Raw genomic sequence first — 20,922 nt, 5'->3', positions numbered from 1 at the left:
AATGACATTGAAGTGCTTCGGAAAAAGCAGAAATACTCACAGAATATCTATGAATTTTCCTCTTTTTCATGTTCTTCAATATCCTTTCTCAGGTCCAGTTTTCTAAAACTGGGGAAGATGGCGCCCATTCCGAGTACCGTTAAAAGAGTCATACTTCCGCCAAAAATAACTGCGGGAACTGTCCCAAGGATCTTAGCGGTAAGGCCGCTTTCAAAAGCACCAAGTTCATTAGAGGAGCCCACGAAAATCGAATTTACCGAAGACACTCTGCCGCGCATATGATCCGGCGTTTTAAGCTGAAGAATGGTTTGCCTGATAACCATGGAAATACCGTCGGTTACACCGCTAAGAAAAAGTGCAATCACAGAGATCCAGAAGATCTCTGAAATTCCGAAAGCAATGATGCACAATCCGAAACCAAAAACCGCTGCCAGTAATTTCATCCCTGCATTTTTATTCAGTGGATAATAAGCCGAAGTAAACATGATGATCACAGCGCCAACAGCAGGTGCTGCCCTTAAAATTCCGAAGCCCTCAGCCCCGACCTTGAGAATATCCTGGGCGAAAATGGGAAGCAGGGCCACTGCTCCTCCAAAAAGCACGGCAAACATATCAAGAGCAATCGCACCAAAAATGACTTTGGTATCGTACACATATTTCACTCCCTCTTTCAGGCTTTTCATCACCGGTTCACCGATCTTCGGATTAAGGATCGGTTTTTTGGAAATCTGAGTCAGCCCTCCCAGGGAAAGCGCAGAAAATCCGAATATGATACACATAGACCAGTGCACACCTATCCAGTCAATGCTAAAGCCTGCAAGCGCGGGGCCGAGTACAGCCGCCAGTTGCCAAACTGAACTGTTCCAGGTCGCGGCATTGGGATAAACCTTTTTAGGAACAATAAGTGCAAAGAGCGAAAAATAAGTGGGACCTAAAAATGCCCGAACAATGCCGCCAATGAAAATGAGAAAATAAATGGAATATAAAATGAAATGTTGCGACAGATCAGCGGTTATTAGCGGCCAGGTTAGTAAAAAGAGGCCAAGGCTGATCACTGAAAATCCCAGCAAACATTTTAAAAGAAGTCCTTTTTTCTCTTTCTGATCTACAATATGCCCGGCGAAAAGTGCCAGAGAAACTGCGGGAATTACCTCCATCAGACCTATCATTCCAAGGGAAAACGGATCTTTAGTAAGTTTATAAACCTCCCATTCTATCACGATAAACTGCATGGTTCTCGCAAACACAAAAGCGAAACGCACCAGTAAATAAGTTCGAAATTCTCCATAACGCAGAGAAGCGTAGGGATCGGTTTTGGGCATAAAGTTCGGTTTAGTTCCAGAAAATCAAATTTAGGAAGTATGATTTTTAAAATACAGTTTCTGCTGGAATAATATTTAAACGAAAGCTGTAAAGCTTGATATTTCTCATGTTTTTTTTAACTAATTGAAGCTACTTTGGATAAGAATTTTAAAGTCTTGATTGTCATGAAAATAAATAAAAAATTAGGTCTGGGCCTGCTACTTTTTTTTAGCTGCCTAAACTTGACGGCCCAGCAAAAATGGACTTTTGAATTTCGTCCCGATCTTAATTTTCCCACTACTAAAATCGAAAACGAGAAATTTAATACGGGATTTGGTTTCGATGCCAGTATTTCCTATAAATTCACCTCTGCATTTGGGGTTTATGCTGGCTGGGGCTGGAACATCTACAGAATAGAAAATCTTCCCGATACAGGCAATATCGATATCGATGAGACCGGTTACACTTTTGGCGTGATTTTCAGCCATCCTATTTCAGATCCTTCGTTTTCCTATTTTTTAAGACTGGGAGGTATTTATACGCATCTCGAATTGGAAAATGGGGCTGGCGATACTATTGCCAGCAGCGACCATCAACCCGGTTGGGAGATCGCTGCAGGCCTTGATTTTTCATATTTCGGCAGCTTTAGTCTTTTGCCGCAGATTGGTTACCGCAGTTTTTCTGCCGATTTTTCTTCGGAAGATATATATCCTAAAATTGACCTGAATAACCTTTTCTTCGGAATTGGCATTGCGAAGAGTTTTTAAATTTCATACCTCGATGAAGTTTTTCCTAAGCATACTTATTTTTATTCACGCTCTGATACACTTTATGGGATTCCTGAAGGCTTTTCATTTTTCTGAAATTTCAGGAATATCTCTCAGCATTTCAAAAACCGAAGGCTTCTTCTGGTTATTAGCTTCCCTGATATTTATTGGTTCGGAAATACTTTTTTTGGTAAAGATATCCTGGTGGCCTTTTGTGGCAATGGCGGGTATCCTCCTCTCCCAAATTCTTATAATAATTAATTGGAGTGATGCGAAATTTGGAACGATCCTCAATATTTTCCTTCTGATTCTCATAATTCCGGCAATCGGAAAATTTGGGTTCGACAGTAATACCGAAGCTGAGATAAAGCAAATGGAGCTTCAAAAATCTATTTCTGAAGAAGAAGTCATCTCGGAAAATCATCTTACCGACCTCCCTCCTATTGTTCAAACCTGGATGAAATGGTCGGGAGCTTCGGAAAATAAAAAAATCAACACTGTGCATCTTTTTCAGAATGGTAAAATGAGAACAAAACCTGAGGGAAAGTGGATGCCGTTTATCGCTGAAGAGTTTTTTAATGTGAATAAACCTTCCTTTCTCTGGAAAACCAGGGTTAAAATGTTTCCCGGCATCTATCTTTCCGGGAGGGATAAACTGAAGGACGGAAAAGGTGCCATGCTCATTAAAGTCATGGACTTTTTTCCGGTGGTAAACGAAAAGGATAATGAAAAGATCAATTCTGGAACGATGATCCGGTTTTTAGGCGAAATTTGCTGGTTTCCTACTGCAGCCTTCAGCAACAGTATCAGTTGGCAGGAAATTGATAAAAATTCGGCAAAAGCCATTTTCAGGCAGGACGGAAAGGAAGTATCGGGTATCTTTCATTTTTCTTCAGAAGGAGAATTGCTAACTTTTGAAGCCGAATGTTATTACAGCAGTGGTCCCGAGGCAAAAAAAGAAAAATGGTTGGTTGAAACAATCCAAAGTGATTATTTTGGAGAATTTAGAATTCCTTCCCGGAGCAAAGTGAGCTGGATACTTCCCAACGGTGATTTTCACTGGTTAAGCCTTAATATTACAGGCATCGAATATCGATAAAACGATTTTTATCTTTCAATTCCTGAAAAGTTGCTAATCTTTTGAAAAATCTTCCTTGCTTAATAAAATTCCCAGCGGTTTCACTTCCTGGATATTCAGTAAAACCATTGTGATTATTCCCATAACCGGGACCGCGAGGATCATTCCTATTATTCCCCACAAAATATTTCCTATTATAACCACGAGAATCACAAAAAATGGATGAACATCTACTTTGTCGCCCACTACGTATGGTTGCAACATATAACTTTCCACAAATTGAGTGACAGAAAAAGTGAGGAAGATACCAACCAGGGTCATAATGGTTCCCCCCGTAAGGAATCCAAAAACAACAGCCATGCTAAAAGCGATCATATTTCCCAAATAGGGAATTATTGTGAGCAGGGCAGCAATGATGCTTACCAGAATGTAATTATTAACTCCTGAAATCCCCAGGCCAATAGAATATAATACCGCCAGGATTCCCATTAGTAATAATTTTCCTCGTAAATATTCAGGTACCACATGAACAGATTTACTGATGACCTGTTTTACTTTAGGCTGCTTGTGCCGGGGAAATACGTTGATCAGAAAATCTTTAAAGATATGCCTGTAAGCCAGTAAAAAAAAGACATATATAAAAGTTAGCAGGTAATTGGCCAAAGTACTGAGTAATGCCATTATAAATTTACTAACATTGCCACTTCCCCCACTGCCACTAATCATCTCGCCAGCTTTTTTTTCAACCTTTTTTAGTCTTTCGGGAGTAAGGGGAGTATTATTAATAGCAAATTCTTTGATCCTTTCTATTTTCGGTTTTAGGTTTTCTTTTAACTGGGGCCAGTTTGAAGTAAAATTTTTCACCTGAAGGGAGATTAGAAACAACAAGCCCAGGGAGATGAAAAACAAAATTAAACTGCTGAATACTGCTGCGAGCGTTCTTTTTATGCCTTTTTCCATCCACTGGGAGGCGGGCAACATTATAAGGCTAAGCACTACAGCTACGAAGAGTGGTGCAAAAAAACCTTTGGCATGTGCAAGCCCTGAAAATAAAAAATAGATAAATAAGGTAGCAGCTGTTGCTGTATAAAGAATCTTCTTTCGTGAGACCATTGTTTAGATTTCTTAAATTTCAATATCGGAAATGTTTCAAACAGTTAGTATTAAAGAAATCAAAAAGAGCGAAGTGTTTTCGTTATAAAACAATAAAAGTGCCCAAATTTGCCTTAGAATGTAGAATTTTAGCTGGCAAAAGTTATCCTTTTGATTATATCATTTTACGAACCACCGTAGCAGGGAATTTCATTTTTTTTAAAAGTGATTTATACTGCTGGTCATCTCTGAAAGGTGCAAGCACAGGCTCCTCTATTAACCATGTCATTTCTACTTCGTGCCTGTCAAAAGATCTTTGAAGCCATTCATAGGTTTTTTCTTTATCGTTCCTTTCCGCATAATAAAGTGCAATAAACCATGCCGGACTTCCCGTTGCATGTGCTTTATAAAGGTCTTTGAGCCTATTTAAATAATATTCAGAACTTTTTCCTTCCCCTTTCTTCGTTAAATTGCTGCTAAGCCACAATGAGAGAGTATTATTTAGAGCTCCTATTTCTTCCATGTGTTTTAATTGCTGCCGTGCAAGGTCATATTCTCCCAAATAATAATAAACTTTAGCAGACTGTGAAAGATAATAACGATTATAGCTAAATAGAGCATCACCTGTTTTTAATCTCTCCAGAGCGGCCTTTTTATTCCCCATGAACATAAGCAGTTCAGCCCTGTCACCATAATTGCCGGCGACAGTAGGATTTTCGGAAAAAATTCTATCGAGACAATTAAGAGCTGCCTGGTAACGACCGGTTTTAATGGCATAATCGTAAATAAACGCTATAAAATCTGTGCTTGGGTTATCTTTATATTTTTGAAAATAGTATTCCATCTTTTGGAAATCCCATTCATAGAAATAATATCCTGCATAAAGAGAATGTTCCACACTTCTATTTCCGGGATCTATTGCCTGGGCTTTAATGAGTAATCGCTTGGCGTTTCCCCATGCGGTTTCCTCATTATACATCCCAACTATAAGGCCTCCAAATATCCAGGTATTGGCAAGACCTACATAAGCCTCTAAAAATGACGGATCTAAATCTATAGCTCTTTGATAAAGTTCCTGTGCCTTATCATAATCATTGTAAGGACTATTGTACAGCATGGTCTCTGCTGCCATATAATTTTCGTAAGCCTCCTGATTAAGGGTTAAAACTTCCTTTAAATCTTTAGATTCTTCCGCCTTTATCTCGGCATTCATTAAAGTAGCCAGGCTTTGGGCAATGTCTGCCTGAAACGAAAATATCTCCTGTATTTTCCATTCTCCCGAGAAATCTTTATTCCAGACAATATTTTTAGAATCTGAATCCCAGGCTTCAAGATGGATCTTAAATCTATTTTCTGAAAATGACAATTTTCCAGTAGTCACAAACCTTACTTTCAATTGTTTCGCTGTGCTGGTTAAATCAGGTTTTCCATTGTTAAAATCCATTACCGCATTATAGGAAGAAACCTTATCGATAGCATTTATTTTTTGAAGTTTTTGAATGATGGCTCTCGTCATTTCGGTGCCAAGTTTCTTCTGTTTTTCATCTCCCCCTTCTATTTGGAGAGGTAAAAGAGCTATTGTTTTATCCCCGAATTTTTCGTTTGATTGAGGTTTCTGGCTGGAAACGCTGTGGTTTGAAATTAGAATGGCAGAAATGATTATAATCAATAAAGAAGCCCCCAGAATAATATTTTTCTTATTTCTTCCAAGTACCGACCTTTTCCCGGTATTCGGAAATTCTTTCATATTATCGTTCTGGATCTCGAATCTAAATTTTGCTTCCCCTGGCGGATATCCGTATAAATCTTTGAAACAGGTATTGAAGTAAGTAGGACTACTAAAACCTACTTTATAAGCAATTTCTGAAACTGTAGATTCATCATTTACAAGCATTTTAAAGGCTTCATGAAGCCTTATTTCTTTTATAAACTGGGTGACAGATTTTCCTGTGGACTTTTTAAGTTTGCGGTGAAGTTGAGAACGGCTTATTCCATACTGCGACGCAAGAACTTCTGCTCCAAATTGTTCGTTTTGAAGATTTTCCAGGATTAATTGTTTTAACCGCTGGATGAAAACCTTGTCTTTTCCAACCCGAGCAGACATCATTGCTTTTTGGTTATAAATATATGACAATTAGAAATTTACTAAATTAAAATGAATGACAATACGGGGATCATCTTCATTTTTCAGATAATTTCATATTAAGCTGTGTCAAAATGACGAAAGCGCGGAATCACCGCGCTTTCTCCAAACTAAACCTTTCAGATAAAAACTATTTAAAGGCTTACTTTTAACTTCTTTCTCTCGCTGCCATTACTCATGTAAATACGGTATAAATTACTTGCCTTTTGCGTAGGGCCTTCATAAGAAGTAAGATATTTATTGTCTATGATTCGCCAACCGTCATTTTCACTAATGACTTTTCTGATAATCTCTTTTGGAAGAGGTACACTTTTAAATTTACCCAGAGCGTAAAGAATTTTGCCCTCACCATCATAAAAAGTGTTTACACTGCCTTTGGTTGATTTAAATATCACTTCATAAAAAGAAAGCTTTTGATCAAAATCTGGCATTTTTTTAACGTCGAATGCGGCAATCGCCTTTTGAAGATTAATAGCTTCCTGAGGTGCCAGGCTCTTTTGTACTTCCTTCAAATATTCAGGATGGATGATTTTTACTGTAAGATCTACAGGTTCGAGTTCGATCTCTTTTTTGATTTGTGAATGCCCCAGGCTAATCGCTCCGATGAGGAACAAACTAATGATGACTTTTTTCATGACTAAAAATTTAAATGATTAATGATTTATTTCACCAAAGATTAAAATTCTTAGTGCATCATGCTTAACAATTATGTATCAGATAGTTAAAACTTTAATTCTAACTTGTGTGTAAAATTTTTAAAGTGTTTAAATTATGTAGCATTTTCTCTTTTTACCTGTACAGGAAACTTCATTTTGTCTAGTATTGTCTTATAAATTGGACCATCTCTCAAAGGTTCTAGGATGGTTTCAGCTTGCAACCAGGTTAATTTTTCAACTTATTCCTCAATTCCAGAATATTAAAGAAATCAAAAACCTTTTATTAAAGAAGTGAAGAATTGTAAATTCATAAAAAAGAAATGCCTGAAGGAAAATCGAATATCGCCATTTATGCTGCTATCGCCGCAAACATTTTAATTGCTGCCAGCAAATTCATTGCCTCTTTCTTTACAGGAAGTTCAGCAATGTTGGCTGAAGGTATCCATTCTATTGTAGATACCGGTAATGGTCTTCTCCTGTTAATGGGAATTAAAAAATCCAGGCAGAAGCCTGATAAACTTCATCCCTTTGGTTATGGAAAGGAAGTATATTTCTGGAGTTTTGTGGTAAGTATTCTTATTTTCTCCCTTGGAGGAGGATTCGCGATCTATGAAGGAATACATCACCTAACCCATCCTGAACCTCTCAAAGATCCGGCGTGGAACTATGCGGTTCTCGGTGCAGCCATTCTTTTTGAAGGAACTTCTCTTTTTATCGCTATCAGAAATTTCAATAAAACAAGGGATCGGAAATCAAACAATATCATCAAAAATATTATCAGAAGTAAAGATCCAACTTCTTTCGCGGTGATTATTGAAGATAGTGCCGCCGTAGCCGGCTTGGTGGTAGCTCTTTTAGGTGTTTTCTTAACTCAGCAAACCCAAAATCCGTATATAGACGGGGTCGCTTCTATCATTATTGGAGCTATTCTTTTACTGGTGGCAACTTTTTTGGCCAGAGAGAGTAAAGGATTATTAATAGGTGAAAGCGCTTATCCTGAAGTTATTAAGGCGGTAGAAAAGATTTTAGAAGAAAACAGGCAGGTCAAAGGTTTTTCCATGCCTCAAACCATGCATTTAGGACCAGAAAAAATCTTATTGATCGTGGAAATAGACCTGGCTGATGATATGGATTTATTAAAAGCGGAAGACCTCGTAAAAAAACTTCGCGAGGAAATAATGGAAAAAGTGTCGTCTATCCAGGAAGCATATATCCAAACCACCAATAACCTCAAAAAGTGAATAACTTAAGCTTTTTCTTTTTCAGAAAAAATTCAGATTACCTTTTACTCTTTCTCATGCAAATATTTAAAAACAGCAGCGAAATCCATATCAGCCATGTTCTTATGTTTCGCAAGACCGTAAACTTCCTTGGCAGCGCTGGTTAACGGACTCGGCTGGCCTAATTCGTAAGCAGTTTCAGTGAAAAGATGAAGGTCTTTTTGAAGGTGTTTTAGCGGAAAATTCGGTTCGTAATCGTTGTTTTCGATCCGGTAGCGAAAAACATCCAGAATAGGTGCCGTAACGGGAGTTTTCAGCAATATATCCAATCCCATTTTTTTATCGATCCCCATAGCCATTCCTAAATTAAGGCTTTCAGAAAAGGCAAGCATACTTTGGCCGAGCAACTGGTTGATCATGATTTTCATGGCTGCACCTTTTCCATTTTCCCCTATATGAACAGCGTCTTTTCCCATTTTCTGAAAAAGAGGTTTTGCTTTATCAAAATCTGAAGGCTCACCTCCCACCAGAAATAACAACTCTGCCTCCTCAGCAGGTTTTTTAGAACCGGAAACAGGAGCATCAAGAAAACGTATATTTTTCTCTTTCGCGGCTTCTGCCATTCTTTTGCTAAAGGAAGGATTTACGGTACTGCTGTCAATCCATAAACTTCCCTCAGCCATGGAGCTTAAAAATCCCTCTTTTCCTGTTGCCAGTTTTTCAACAACATCGGGGTTTTCGAGCATAGTAAAGAGAATATCTACTTCTTTACCGGCTTCTGCGGGTGAATTGGCCCATTTAGCACCGTTTTCAAGTAACTCCTTTGCCTTTTCTTTAGTACGGTTATAGACTTTTAAATCATATCCGGCTTTTTGAAGATTTCGGGCCATTCTGCTACCCATTATTCCAAGACCTATAAATCCTATTTTCATAATTCAGGTTTTTATCAAATTTAAAGCTATGCTTCTGTGCCTACAAATCAGCAGGAAATTTAGCATAAATTTATGACCGACTCTTTTAAAATACCTTTGTTTCCTTCTATTTTCATTCAAAAAATCAAGATATGAAAGCAGTTGGTTTTACTCAGTCATTACCTATCCAGGATCCTCAAAGCTTTTTTAATTTTAAAGCAGAAAAACCTGAACCCGGGCCACATGAACTTTTAATAAAAATAAAAGCTGTTTCAGTGAATCCCGTGGATTATAAAGTAAGACAATCGGCAGCAAAACAAAAAGAACTTGAAGAACCCAAGATAATTGGCTGGGATGCCTGCGGAATAGTTGAAAAGGTAGGCGAAGGTGTATCTCATTTTATTGCCGGCGATAAATTATTTTATGCCGGTGATCTTACCAAACCCGGTTGTTATGCCGAATATCAGGTAGTAGACGAACGCATCGCTGCCAAATCTCCTGAAAATCAGAGCTGGGAAGAAATTGCCGCTATTCCTCTTACCGGATTGACAGCCTGGGAATGTATTTTTGACCGAATGAAGATTGAAGAAGGTGATGGTGAAGGTAAAACCATTCTCATCATTGGAGGTGCAGGCGGTGTGGGATCTATAGCAATCCAATTACTGAAAGCTCTGACCAATTTTAAGGTTGTTGCCACTGCATCAAGAGATGAAACAACTGCATGGTGTAAAAAAATGGGAGCCGATAAAGTGATCGGCCACAATGCACTTGCAAAAGAACTGGAAAACAATTCGATAGATTATATTCTGAATTTTGCCGATACCTCCGGATACTGGCAAACAATGGCCAATTTGATAAAGCCACAGGGAGGAATTTGCGCCATAGTAAACACTACCGAACCTGTAGACATCAATCTCTTGAAGAATAAAAGTGTTTCTTTTCACTGGGAGCTTATGTTCACGCGCAGTCGCTACCAGACAGCCGATATGGAAGCTCAGCATAAAATTCTCGCTTCCATCGCCTGGCTAATGGAAAATAATAAAATTAAATCTACCCTACACAAAAAATTTGAAGGTCTTGAAGCTGAAACCTTTAAAAAAGTACATGAGCTTCAGGAATCAGGGAAATCTATCGGTAAAAATGTGATTGTTTACTAAATGGTTATTCCTCCTTGATCGGAACGAAAAAAATTGGAACTTTTGTTTTTTCAAGTACTTTGGAAGCCGTTGTTCCCATTAAAACCTTTTCCAAAACCGAATGGCTATGAGTTCCCATCACTATTAGGTCGGCATGCCACTCTTCAGCATAACTCAAAATAGCTGAAGATGTAGATCCTTCGGCCAAATGGGTGCTCACGTTCTCATCTTCCAGGTGTTCTGCCGCGGTTCTCAAAAAATCTTCTGCCACTTTGCGAAGTTCTGAGATCACATTAAGGTCAACCTGCATTTCATTATATCCTTCATATCCCATAAAAGTTGGATAATTTACACCGTAGTAACTTACATCGGCAAGTACATGAAGCAAACACACCTCTGCTCCAAGCTTTTTAGCCAGAGCATATCCTTCTTTTGCCACTTTTTCGGTATTGGGGTTATAATCAATGCCTATTAAAACTTTTTTCATATCATGAAAGTTAGATTTTCTAAGTTAAGCGATTTTCCTTTCAAAAAAAATTCATTACTTCCAAAAATTGAATCTGTAAATCTTAAGAAAAAACAGCAAAATATGACCAATATCATCTTTTTATAATTCTGTTTGAGAGGGATTTGGCGTATCTTTAAAAGTAGGTATCTAAAAATCAAATTCTTATGAAAACCACAAGAGAAGCCGCAAAAGAGGCCAGTCACAAGCAAATGGTAAAACATCTTCAGGATCTACTGGATAGAAATTACGATGCTGAAAAAGGATACAAAGAGGCGATGGAGCATACAGAAAATATCAGTTTAAAACATTTTCTAAGAGACCAGGCGGCTTTACGAAACCATTTTGCTACAGAAATCGATAAAATGCTCCATGAAATAAACGAACATCCACAAGTGGGAAGCGAAAGAAAGGGGCTGGGAAACCTCCATCAGTTCTGGTTAAATTTTACGAAGACTTTCAGTAAGCCGAATGATGAGAAAATACTTGAAAAGTCTATAAAGGATGAAAAAGAAATGATCAGGCATTATGAAGAAAAAATGAGGAAATTCATTTTTCCTGTCAGTATAAAAGAAAGATTAATGAATCATGTCGGTGAGCTTCGAAAAAGGCTTTCTGAAGTTAAAATACTGGAAGATATTGAATAAAAAGTGATTGAAATTAAATTGATGATTTTTAGTAATTTTTGTGAATCCTGGCGGCGAAAAGATGAAGCTTTATCCCGTCAGGGTTTTTATTTGACAACAAAAAGTTGATAGTTATCCTTTTTAAAGCTACCTGGAATTAATTTTTTACCACGATAAGCTGGGCTTTTGCACCTGTTAAAAGATTCCATTCTTTTTTTGCGACCTGCTCACCTTTTGTATTTACCACCCGCAATTCTGCTGTATTCGGTCCTGAAGTTCCCTGGTTAAGGGCAACAAATTCAATACTGTTAAAGCCGTCCTGAAGCACCACCATTATTGGTGTAAATCCGCCTTCCAAAGTAAGGTTGGGATTCACCACCTGGCCATTAACAATGACTTTTACTCTATCTCCGTCAACATATTCATGGTCACGGCAATAAACCTCTACAAATTTTCCAGTGGTTACCACATTCCCTAAACTCTGATCATTTCGGTATTCCTCCTTTGCAGCTTTATCTTTATCCCATTTCTCCTTAATAGCATCTCCGGCGGTTAAAAGATTATTCGGATTTTCCCGTAAATCGATAGCTTTAGGTTTATCTCTCAGGAAACGGCTTTCGGTCTCTGTTTCCTCTTTTTTTAGAATTGGAAAACCTGTTTTGTTCTCTTCAGCCTTTATAATTGGTCCAGTAGGAATGGTTTTAGGAAGTTCCTGAGCATAGATCCCTGCACAGGCAATAAGCAATATTCCCAGAAAAAGGTATTTCATTATGCAATTTATTTTCTTCTTATTCATCATCAAAAATACGGCCAGAAATGTACAAAAGTCTCTCCATAAAATAGGGATAAAATAAAATGCACCTGGGGTTCCCAATCAAAATAGTGAAAATTTTAAAGCTGTCCTGATTAATTACTTAATAGCGACTGAGAAATATGCCGTTTTTCAGGTCCGTTTCATTTTGGTAACGTACGTACGTAATTCCCTGACCTTATTTTTGTCCTTTTTGAAAACATACACATCGCAAAACGCAAAACGCCTTCTCTTTCCCGGTTCTTTTAATTGAAATATCCCTTCTACCACAGCGCGATCATCATCAATAATGATATCATTAACGGTAATATCCATGGGGCCGTTCTCTTTCATTTTCTCCAGTTGCTCGCGAAATTCATCAAGGCCGCTAAGTTTATCTTCCCCTACAATATCCCATTTTATATCTTCTGTAACATTGCTAACCAAAAAGTCGAGATCGCAGCTGGCAAATGCCTCATTCATTTTTTCTATCAGATCTTTTTTACCCATTTTTAGCTTTTTGCAATTAAACTTTTTTACCTCTGGTTTACAGTTATTTAGCTTTAAAAATACGGTTTTATTTTGATATTCTATTTTCGACAACCGAAAGGCGATTTAAAATCAGGAAATCCCATGAGTTTTTCTTAAAAAGCTTCAGTGAAAATACGAAGCTGTTTTTATTCAAAAGTGTAAATTTGAAAAGCAACAACTAGAGAAAAATAATATGGAAGTTCAGGAATTACTTCAAATAAATTCTATAGCCAATAATTTTATTGCCCAATTAAGGGATAAAGAGATACAGAAAGACCGAATGCGTTTTAGAAAAAATATTGAGCGCCTGGGAGAGATCCTTGCTTATGAACTAAGTAAAGAGCTTAATTTTTCTTCTGAAAAAATCGCTACACCATTAGGCGAGAGTACGGTTAATGTCCTGCGGAATGAACTGGTGATCTGTTCTATCCTTCGTGCCGGATTGCCATTACACCAGGGAATTCTGAATTATTTTGATGAGGCTGAAAATTCTTTTATTTCAGCTTACCGGCACCACCCCAATAACGATGAAAATTTTGAGGTACTTGTAGAATATCTCGCTTCCCCCTCATTAGAAAACAAGACGCTCATTCTGGCTGATCCCATGCTGGCAACGGGACGTTCTTTTACCAATGTGCTAAAGGCTCTGGAACCAATGGGAAAACCCGCGAAAATCCATCTGGTATCGGTAATTGGTTCAGAAGAAGGTATTGAGTATTTAAAGCAGGAATTTCCGGAAAATTCGAAACTTTGGATAGCCACAATAGACAAATCACTCGATAAAAACGGATATATAGTACCCGGTCTTGGAGATGCCGGTGACCTATGTTTCGGTGGAAAACTTCAGCATTAAAACGGATAACCTATCGCGAAATTAAATACGGGTTCGGTAATGCCAAACTCCCACCGATTTCCCAGGTCTTTTCTTGGATCATGAAGTGGAATTCCCACATCAAACCTTATTACGAAATTCTGAATATCCACCCGAAGTCCGGCACCTGTACCAATTCCCAATTCTTTTATAAAATCGGGGCCGAATTCTCCGCCAGGTAATCCCGTAACTGATGCCCCCTTACTGTTCCATACATTTCCGGCATCCAGAAAAACTGCTCCTTTTAAATAAGTTACAATGGGAAAACGATATTCGGCATTTGCCTCAAGCCTTATATTCCCATTTTGATCACGGTAGCCTATGTCATTTCCGTTTTCACTGGGATCATAACTTCCAGGACCGAGTGACCTTATCTGGAAAGCTCTTACACTATATGGTCCACCGGCAAAATATTGTTTGCTAAAAGGCATCACTTCAGAATTGCCATAGGGAATTCCATAACCCGCGAAGAACCTGGTGGCGATCACGTGATCATTGCCCAGTCTCCAATGGTATCGAAAATCGGCATCAAGTTTGGCATATTGGGCGAAATCCAGGCCTAAGATCTCCTCCTGCCCGGCATTATTTTTTTTTGCAAAAAGGCTCAGGGTATTTCCGGCGATATCAAGATTTGTATTTAGAAAGAAAACATTTGTTTTATTGAGATCTACCATCCCATTATAAATAAAGGAATACGTGAGGCCAGCAATAAATTCTTTTTTGAAACTACTTTCCAGAAAAGGATTATTCCGCAGGATAGTATCAAACTCTTTAGTGACATTCGCCAACTTCACATAATTTACATCTATGGGATTAAGTTCATGTGATATATAACGGTTGGCATTCCAGAAATATCCAAAACTGGTTTTTAACGAGGTAAGGGTAAACAGCTCACTGCGTTTTAGATATTCGCCACCAAGGCTAATCTTGGTACGCGGGATATCATATTTAAAAAAGTCACTGTCTATTTCTAGCGGAAATAGAAGACGCGGAATGATGAGATCATTGGTAAGCCCTAACTGAATACTGCTCCTGCCCTTTTTATTTCCTGAAGAGATCTGATATTCATATCCAGCATCAGCCGTAATATGAAGACTTTCCCCTCCTTTAAAAAGATTCCGGTTGGTAAACGAAACAGCCAGGTGCGGACCTGAAAAATTATTCGATTTTGTAACCCCCTTAAGTTCTGCCCTGATAGCGCGTTTCTTTAAAGGGGAGAGATAAATATTCGCCTCGATCAAACCAAGGCTGTCTTTTGCCCGGGTGTCTATCTCATCATACTGAATATTTACAAATTTATAGGAACCTATTGAGGCAAGCCTGCGGCTGGTACTTCGTGAAGCATCGGCATCGTAATAATCACCGGTCTCAATAAGAATATACGGATCTAAATATTCAGGTTTGAAGATCATCTCATCCTGAAAATAGTTCTTATCCTTATAGCGTTTGTAATTTTTGGTAAGCGAATCTTCGTCTACATTATAGTTGGCATAGACATTCACATTGGAGATCTTGTATGGAATTATAGATTTTTTCGGAACATCTTTTTTCAGTCTTAAATAAAGATCGAATTTCTTCAGATCATACTGGTTCGTATCGGCTTCGAAAATCAAGAATCCGGGATTGAAGTTATAATAGCCTTTTTCCTTTAAATTATTGTCTATACGCTCTCTTTCAGCTTTAAAGGCGGGAAGGTCAAAACGCATACCTTCTTCCAAAAGGGTTTTTTCAAGGTTGATATCATGATAGACCATCGCCGTATCGGTATCCAGCTGATAGGTTTCCAGGGTATAAGGAGCAGGAACATGAAGTGTATAGTCCACATTGGCAGTTTCAGACTTTTCATGGGTGTTGACCTGATAATTTACACGGCTGTAAAAGAATCCTCGATTTTCCAAACGGTTGAGTAACAGGTCTTCTATGCTGCTAGTATTCACATCAGAAAGATATACAGGCTCTTCTCCCAATTTTTTATTCAGAAACTTATTGATAAAGCCAGGATGCTTTTTTTGAGCCTTATAATGAAAATAAAGACCAGGGTACATACCAAGGATCTTTGAGTTTGGTTCTGGCCTGAGTACATTTTGAAGTTCTGATTCCAATTCAGGTTTATCGGGAATAACAGTATCGGTTTTGATTTTAAGGCTTGCGCCGGTGTATAGCAATTCATCTTCCGGAATAAACTTTTTTACAGAACAGGCCTCCAAACTGGCAAAAATCGCTATGATCAAAAGTGTTCTAATTTTCATTCTCGGTTGCTTTATCATTTCCGGTTTCCGAATTTTTTTCTTTCTTTTTACTGCCTTTTTGACTTTCTTCGATCACGGCTTTCGCGAAAAGATTTTCGAATTTGTTGAATTCTTTGGTAAAAACCAGTGAAATCCCGCTAACAATAAGTTGCCCGTCAATAACATTTTCATATTGATTCTTGCGGAAGGCTTTCAGACGCCAGGTTCCGTCTTCATCTAATAAATAGGCAATGCTTACATTCCCGATCACCGGACTCGTTTCCTGCCCGGGACGATTTCCTCCCTGAATATCTACTTCACTTCCTACCTGTACAATAAGCCGGTCTTCAAGGAAAGCTTTTTGAGCGTTGATATCCAGTTGAGTGCGGTTTTGCGCACTTTCCCCCTGGTAATCGGTATAGGAATCAACATCAAAATTAAGCTTAATACCACTTTCTCCCAATAATCTGCTGGACAACATATTTAACTGATCTGAAAGGGCTTCATTGAGGTTATCCCTTGCGACCGCCAAAGTACCACCGCTTGCTCCTGTGCTACCGGAATACGGAAAGAACCTGTTAAGAACCAGCAGTGAAAATACCTGTTTATTCAATTCATCTTCCTGGTTGCTAAGCTGCTGGACCTGGCTATATACCACGCCTGCCTCCCCTCTTGCGTCTTCAGGCATTCCAAGACCAAAAGAAATTTTAGGCTCCATGAGCTGACCGTCTATATATAAATAAACCAAAAACGGATATTGTCTTCGATATTGGGTGATATTCCCGGCATCTGTACCTGAGCTAAGAGGAGCCATAAGTGAAGAAGCCGAAGTCTCCACCCGGTAAATCGCAGTTACATCGAGTTTTGCATCATAAGGATCTCCAGACCAGGAAATCTCACTGCCATCTGCAATATCAAATCTTCGTTTTACCAGGTTATAAAGGCTCATTTCATAGAACCCATCGTTGATATTATAAATTCCGGTAAGGGAAATTCTACCATTCGGATACATATTGAAAATGAGATCTCCTTCGCCCTGTACCTGGAATTTATCTCCTGTTGTAGGATTGAGAATAGTACTAAAAGTGGCACCTTCATCTATTTTAACCCGCGCATAAATGTCAAAACCTGAAACGACATAGGCTACTTCTTCCCGCTGAGTTAAAATATCGTCAGGATTTTCTTTATTAACAAAAATCACCACCCCATCGCGAGCTTTTATTTCTGCTTCAGCTTCAGGAACCACATAGGTGAAATTGGTATTCTCATTGATCTCTACATTCGCATCAACCACGGGAAGATTAAGATCACCCGAAACTTGAGCATCCACATCTACCACCGCTTTTCCGTAAAAGAGATCATTATCTTCTTTGGTAGAATTTAACAGGTTAAAATTCTGGGCCTGAATATCAAGATCAAAGCCCGGGTTTAAATAATTCTCAGTGGTGATTTTTCCGTTGACCGTAAGCGTATTATTATTTAAATCTTTGATGTCAAAATCATTAAAATAAACGGCTTCATTATTCAGTTTTAATTGTTCGTCGGGCAGGACAAAGGCCGCATTCAAAAAGGCGAGATTGAACTTTGCCTGGTCGAAATTAATTTGCCCTTCATATTTAGGATCCTGAAGAGTACCGTCAAAACTTATGTTACCAGAAAAACTTCCTGAAGCATTTTTTACCGCACCCTGGGTAAAACCTTCCAAAGCCTTCATTTTAACCTCATTCAGGTCGAGATTCATGTCTATGACCGAAGTTGAATCAGTTGCTACATATGATCCTGTAAGGTCCATATCGGCTACTCCGCCAAAAATCTGCATCTCAAAATCATAATTATTGAATCCGCTGGTATTTCCCTTTAGGGTGAGTGTGCTAAGATCCACATTCATTACCTTAAATTGATTGATAGCCATGTCGGCAACAAGTCCTGTTTTTCCAAAAGGTTCCTTCAACAGCATGTCTCCATTAAGATTTCCGGAGGCGAGTTGATCTTCAGGATTAAGGTATTTGAGGAAAGTAGCGAGTTTGAAGTTATTGAATTCCATTTTAAGATGTTCTTCCTCACCTGTTTTCGCATTGGTAATTTGAAAATACTGGTCATTCCTGCTCAATCTGAAATCTTCAAAATCAAGATAACTACTGTCAATAGCTATTTTATTAGAGGCTGCAATGTTCCATGGATTGCCGTTAAGAATAAGGTTTTGAGGATCAATATGATATTCCAAAGTATCTCCCTGGAAGTTCAGTTGTGAATTAGTATGAACGAGGGTTTTATCGTCATAGGTAGAGGTGAAATCAAGATTTAGTTTTCTCTGCTCCACTTCTCCCTTCAACAAAGTGTTTTTAATATCTAATGGGCCGCCACTAAGGGTGTTAAAAGCGAACTCGAAATTTATATCCTGAGCATCAGAATTCATATCCAGCTGCAGAGAATCTACCACAAATCCCATATAGCGTGCATGTGGCACAGAAACCATTGCGTCAAGGCTTCTTTTTTCTTCTTTAAAATCAATATTTACATCTACGGTATCGATTTCTTCAAGATTTACTAAAAAGACCTCGGTAAGTATTGGCGCTTCCCTGATTTTGGCATCAAGTTTCAGATTTACCGGTTCTACTATAGAATCCTGTTTAAAATTATCTGAAATATATCGTTTAAAATGCCTGTTAATAGCTGCTGAAATTTGAACCGGGCTGGCATTAGATTGTAAATTAAGATCCAGCATCCGGTTATCTACCTGTACAGAGGTAGTATCCGGCTGAACAAATGCTGAAGCTTTAAAATTCCCCAGTAGGTAGGTTTTATTGTTAAAAACAGCCACCCCATCTTCAATCTCGGCCTGAACCTCGTAGGAATTTGCATTACCTTTATACCAGCCTTTAAGAACAAAACCTGCCTTGATGTTACGTTGGGTTATTCCCAGATCACCTAAAGCCGCTCCATCAAGATAAACGGTATAATCAATACGCGGGGAAACGCTGTCAAGCTGAATGTTTGTTTGGGCTTCGATATCAAGGTTCTCATCGTTATACCGAAGGTCCAGCGGACCTTTTCCGTTTTCAATATTTCCCCGGATTCTAATATTCCTGAAATCATAATTATTATACTCGAATGAGCTGATGTTTGAGCTAAGAGTAGCGTCCAGATCAGAAATATTACTTCCTTTTCCCTTTAGGTCAAGGCTGATATTTAAATTTCCAAGAGCTTTATTTTGAAGTATTCTGCCTAAAGCAATACTATCTCCTTTTATCTCGGCATCAAATGCCAGTTTTTCCCCGCTTGTAAAATTCCCTTTAATATCTAAGGTCCCTTCAGAAGTTTTTAGAACCGAATTGGTTTTTATCGAATTCATATCTCCCGAAAAACTTCCGGTCAGGCTCAGGTTTTCGGGAATTCTCACACCCAGACTATCTTCATTAATAAATTTGATGATATCGCTTCGCCGGCTCTTGATTTTTGTATTTGGCAACTGGAAATGAAGCTTTTGAGGATCCTGTATGTTAGTAATTGTTCCAGTACCGGAAATATGAGTTTTACTCCAGTTTAAATTCAAAGAATTCAGTTTTAAATCTTCCATTTTTCCCTTTACCGAAAGATCACCATTAATTGGAGAGGAGGCCAAAGCCTTAAAATACTGATTTTCACGAAGCGATGGCTGAAAACGATAAATATCTGAAAGATCAAGATGAAGATTATTGATCTGTCCTGTTACATAAGCATTTCCAGGATTTTGAATAAAATCATTGAAATCTGAGTAATTAACAGTAAGCTGCGCATGAAGACTGTTCCCATTAATGGCCGCATCCAAATCCTTAACCACAAGCCGTTCATCATTAAGTTTTGCACTAAAATTAAAACGATTTACATCCAGGCCTGAGGCTTCTTCCAGTTGAAGTTCTTCAACATCAAGACTAATATTGTGAGGCTCATAGCTGAGGTTGCTGGCTTGAAGATCCAGGCTGTCAATTTTTACGGCATTAGGATTGAAATTGCCTTTTGTCACTTCCGCACCATTCACCACATAGTTAAAATAATCATTTTCAAGATTGATCTTATCAGCATTAATTTTCCACGGAGGCCACACAAAAGCACTATCTGAAGGCTGTTGTTGCGTTTGCCCTGATGGTTCCTGTCTCATCTGCATCGCAATTCCTGAATTCTTCAGCGAGAGGAGATCGGTATTAATTTTATTTTCCTTCAGATTGAAAACAGAATTTTCCAGAACTAATTTCTGAACATTAATATCGGTTTGTAAAGAATCGGGCTGCGACTTGTAATTAATTTTCACATCATTTACAGAAAGGTTATTAAAGGCTAAAAGAGGCATGGGAGCGCTGGAGGAATCGGTTGGTACTGGTTGATGTGTTTGCTCAACATCGATCTTTGAATTGGCCAGATGGACATTATCTGCGCGGAAAACCATTTTTTGAAGATCAGACTCCGTAAATCCCACTTCAAGTGTGTCAAACTTTATTTTAGAATCTATTCCCGCAACCTGGTCATTATAGCTTACTCTGAAATTTTTAAGGTCAAAGTCGCCAAGATTAACAGGCATCGCACTGGTAGTATCTGTTTTGGCGGTTTGAGTAGTATCAGTAGCGACCAGGGCGTTCATCAGGAATTCGTAATTAAAACCTGAAATAGTATCTTTTCTGCTGATGTTCGCCACGACATGCTGCCAGTCCACATCATCCACACTAAAACTTTTCCCTTTAATAATTGGCATAATCGGGACAGAAGCAGATAGGCTTTCGGAATAAATTAAAGTATCCCCCTGCTTGTCTTCAATATAAAGTCCTTTAAGGGCAATATCTCCATTGAACTTGACATACAACTTATCCAGATTGATCTTTGTACCGGTTTTGTCTTCAAGATTTGAAATGAATTTATCTTTGATGATATTCTGGCCCCAGGGACTTCGAATAAATAAGATTACCAGAAGCAGAAAAATAAGTATACCCAGAATAATTTTTCCGATTATTCTGAGAATTTTATAGATGCGATTTTTCGTTTTAGACAAGTAGCAGAAATTGTTAAATCTCAAAGTTATCGTATAGCATCTATAA

16 protein-coding genes are annotated in these 20,922 nt (G+C 38.4%); 6 read left to right on the top strand and 10 right to left on the bottom strand.

What is annotated here, in order from left to right; genetic code table 11:
• Nucleotides 1-47 precede the first annotated feature (47 nt).
• Nucleotides 48-1,322 (bottom strand): MFS transporter, encoded by a 1,275-nt coding sequence (locus tag C7S20_RS14350; protein WP_107013124.1) that lies wholly within the window; start codon nucleotides 1,320-1,322, stop codon nucleotides 48-50.
• Nucleotides 1,323-1,487: 165 nt separating this feature from the next.
• On the opposite strand from C7S20_RS14350, the gene C7S20_RS14345 reads away from it, so the two are divergent.
• On the top strand, nucleotides 1,488-2,069 hold the full coding sequence (locus C7S20_RS14345; protein WP_107013123.1) for an outer membrane beta-barrel protein: 582 nt from the start codon (nucleotides 1,488-1,490) through the stop codon (nucleotides 2,067-2,069).
• 13 nt (nucleotides 2,070-2,082) lie between these two features.
• Nucleotides 2,083-3,168, top strand: a complete 1,086-nt coding sequence (locus C7S20_RS14340) for a DUF6920 family protein (RefSeq protein ID WP_159039944.1) — start codon at nucleotides 2,083-2,085, stop codon at nucleotides 3,166-3,168.
• A gap of 33 nt (nucleotides 3,169-3,201) precedes the next feature.
• On the opposite strand, the gene C7S20_RS14335 is transcribed toward C7S20_RS14340, so the two are convergent.
• The 3 genes from C7S20_RS14335 to C7S20_RS14325 form a co-directional block, all read right to left on the bottom strand.
• Entirely contained in the window at nucleotides 3,202-4,260 is a 1,059-nt protein-coding gene (locus tag C7S20_RS14335) for an AI-2E family transporter (protein WP_107013121.1), read from the bottom strand.
• 154 nt (nucleotides 4,261-4,414) lie between these two features.
• Nucleotides 4,415-6,346 carry a helix-turn-helix domain-containing protein gene (locus C7S20_RS14330; RefSeq protein WP_159039943.1) on the bottom strand — a complete coding sequence of 644 codons (1,932 nt, stop codon included), beginning with the start codon at nucleotides 6,344-6,346 and terminating at the stop codon, nucleotides 4,415-4,417.
• A gap of 170 nt (nucleotides 6,347-6,516) precedes the next feature.
• Nucleotides 6,517-7,017 (bottom strand): hypothetical protein, encoded by a 501-nt coding sequence (locus C7S20_RS14325; RefSeq protein ID WP_107013119.1) that lies wholly within the window; start codon nucleotides 7,015-7,017, stop codon nucleotides 6,517-6,519.
• Between the two features lie 341 nt (nucleotides 7,018-7,358).
• Between C7S20_RS14325 and C7S20_RS14320 the strand changes: the two genes are divergently transcribed.
• Complete coding sequence (locus C7S20_RS14320; RefSeq protein WP_107013118.1) at nucleotides 7,359-8,279, top strand: cation diffusion facilitator family transporter; 921 nt, start codon at nucleotides 7,359-7,361, stop codon at nucleotides 8,277-8,279.
• Between the two features lie 44 nt (nucleotides 8,280-8,323).
• Here C7S20_RS14320 and C7S20_RS14315 read toward each other — a convergent pair whose 3' ends face one another.
• On the bottom strand, nucleotides 8,324-9,190 hold the full coding sequence (locus tag C7S20_RS14315) for an NAD(P)-dependent oxidoreductase (protein ID WP_107013117.1): 867 nt from the start codon (nucleotides 9,188-9,190) through the stop codon (nucleotides 8,324-8,326).
• Between the two features lie 131 nt (nucleotides 9,191-9,321).
• Here C7S20_RS14315 and C7S20_RS14310 point away from each other — a divergent pair, with 131 nt between their 5' ends.
• Nucleotides 9,322-10,326, top strand: a complete 1,005-nt coding sequence (locus tag C7S20_RS14310; protein WP_107013116.1) for a zinc-binding alcohol dehydrogenase family protein — start codon at nucleotides 9,322-9,324, stop codon at nucleotides 10,324-10,326.
• Nucleotides 10,327-10,330: 4 nt separating this feature from the next.
• On the opposite strand, the gene C7S20_RS14305 is transcribed toward C7S20_RS14310, so the two are convergent.
• Complete coding sequence (locus C7S20_RS14305; protein WP_107013115.1) at nucleotides 10,331-10,792, bottom strand: universal stress protein; 462 nt, start codon at nucleotides 10,790-10,792, stop codon at nucleotides 10,331-10,333.
• 185 nt (nucleotides 10,793-10,977) lie between these two features.
• On the opposite strand from C7S20_RS14305, the gene C7S20_RS14300 reads away from it, so the two are divergent.
• Nucleotides 10,978-11,457 carry a PA2169 family four-helix-bundle protein gene (locus C7S20_RS14300; RefSeq protein ID WP_107013114.1) on the top strand — a complete coding sequence of 160 codons (480 nt, stop codon included), beginning with the start codon at nucleotides 10,978-10,980 and terminating at the stop codon, nucleotides 11,455-11,457.
• Between the two features lie 136 nt (nucleotides 11,458-11,593).
• Here C7S20_RS14300 and C7S20_RS14295 read toward each other — a convergent pair whose 3' ends face one another.
• Together C7S20_RS14295 and C7S20_RS14290 are read right to left on the bottom strand one after the other, a co-directional pair.
• Nucleotides 11,594-12,205 (bottom strand): hypothetical protein, encoded by a 612-nt coding sequence (locus C7S20_RS14295; protein WP_107013113.1) that lies wholly within the window; start codon nucleotides 12,203-12,205, stop codon nucleotides 11,594-11,596.
• A gap of 174 nt (nucleotides 12,206-12,379) precedes the next feature.
• Nucleotides 12,380-12,736: a nuclear transport factor 2 family protein gene (locus tag C7S20_RS14290; RefSeq protein ID WP_159039942.1), complete on the bottom strand. Its 357-nt coding sequence runs from the start codon at nucleotides 12,734-12,736 to the stop codon at nucleotides 12,380-12,382.
• A gap of 214 nt (nucleotides 12,737-12,950) precedes the next feature.
• Between C7S20_RS14290 and upp the strand changes: the two genes are divergently transcribed.
• Entirely contained in the window at nucleotides 12,951-13,610 is a 660-nt protein-coding gene (gene upp / locus C7S20_RS14285) for a uracil phosphoribosyltransferase (protein ID WP_107013111.1), read from the top strand.
• On the opposite strand, the gene tamL is transcribed toward upp, so the two are convergent.
• Both tamL and C7S20_RS14275 read right to left on the bottom strand, forming a co-directional pair.
• The gene (gene tamL / locus C7S20_RS14280) at nucleotides 13,607-15,877 is read right to left on the bottom strand and encodes a translocation and assembly module lipoprotein TamL (RefSeq protein ID WP_107013110.1); all 2,271 of its coding nucleotides are present in this window, start codon (nucleotides 15,875-15,877) and stop codon (nucleotides 13,607-13,609) included. The two genes, upp and tamL, sit on opposite strands and share 4 nt — an antisense overlap.
• The gene (locus C7S20_RS14275; protein ID WP_107013109.1) at nucleotides 15,867-20,876 is read right to left on the bottom strand and encodes a translocation/assembly module TamB domain-containing protein; all 5,010 of its coding nucleotides are present in this window, start codon (nucleotides 20,874-20,876) and stop codon (nucleotides 15,867-15,869) included. The genes tamL and C7S20_RS14275 overlap by 11 nt, the downstream gene beginning before the upstream one ends.
• Nucleotides 20,877-20,922: the final 46 nt, after the last annotated feature.

It is taken from the genome of Christiangramia fulva, assembly GCF_003024155.1.
Lineage (GTDB): Bacteria > Bacteroidota > Bacteroidia > Flavobacteriales > Flavobacteriaceae > Christiangramia > Christiangramia fulva.
Note: the sequence above shows the minus strand (reverse complement) of the source record. Positions and strands in the feature narration are given on the sequence as shown.

Coding starts and splice junctions, on each gene's coding strand:
- C7S20_RS14350 (WP_107013124.1), bottom strand. CDS start 1,322: ATGCCCAAAACCGATCCCTACGCTTCTCTGCGTTATGGAGAATTTCGA.
- C7S20_RS14345 (WP_107013123.1), top strand. CDS start 1,488: ATGAAAATAAATAAAAAATTAGGTCTGGGCCTGCTACTTTTTTTTAGC.
- C7S20_RS14340 (WP_159039944.1), top strand. CDS start 2,083: ATGAAGTTTTTCCTAAGCATACTTATTTTTATTCACGCTCTGATACAC.
- C7S20_RS14335 (WP_107013121.1), bottom strand. CDS start 4,260: ATGGTCTCACGAAAGAAGATTCTTTATACAGCAACAGCTGCTACCTTA.
- C7S20_RS14330 (WP_159039943.1), bottom strand. CDS start 6,346: ATGATGTCTGCTCGGGTTGGAAAAGACAAGGTTTTCATCCAGCGGTTA.
- C7S20_RS14325 (WP_107013119.1), bottom strand. CDS start 7,017: ATGAAAAAAGTCATCATTAGTTTGTTCCTCATCGGAGCGATTAGCCTG.
- C7S20_RS14320 (WP_107013118.1), top strand. CDS start 7,359: ATGCCTGAAGGAAAATCGAATATCGCCATTTATGCTGCTATCGCCGCA.
- C7S20_RS14315 (WP_107013117.1), bottom strand. CDS start 9,190: ATGAAAATAGGATTTATAGGTCTTGGAATAATGGGTAGCAGAATGGCC.
- C7S20_RS14310 (WP_107013116.1), top strand. CDS start 9,322: ATGAAAGCAGTTGGTTTTACTCAGTCATTACCTATCCAGGATCCTCAA.
- C7S20_RS14305 (WP_107013115.1), bottom strand. CDS start 10,792: ATGAAAAAAGTTTTAATAGGCATTGATTATAACCCCAATACCGAAAAA.
- C7S20_RS14300 (WP_107013114.1), top strand. CDS start 10,978: ATGAAAACCACAAGAGAAGCCGCAAAAGAGGCCAGTCACAAGCAAATG.
- C7S20_RS14295 (WP_107013113.1), bottom strand. CDS start 12,205: ATGAAATACCTTTTTCTGGGAATATTGCTTATTGCCTGTGCAGGGATC.
- C7S20_RS14290 (WP_159039942.1), bottom strand. CDS start 12,736: ATGGGTAAAAAAGATCTGATAGAAAAAATGAATGAGGCATTTGCCAGC.
- upp (WP_107013111.1), top strand. CDS start 12,951: ATGGAAGTTCAGGAATTACTTCAAATAAATTCTATAGCCAATAATTTT.
- tamL (WP_107013110.1), bottom strand. CDS start 15,877: ATGAAAATTAGAACACTTTTGATCATAGCGATTTTTGCCAGTTTGGAG.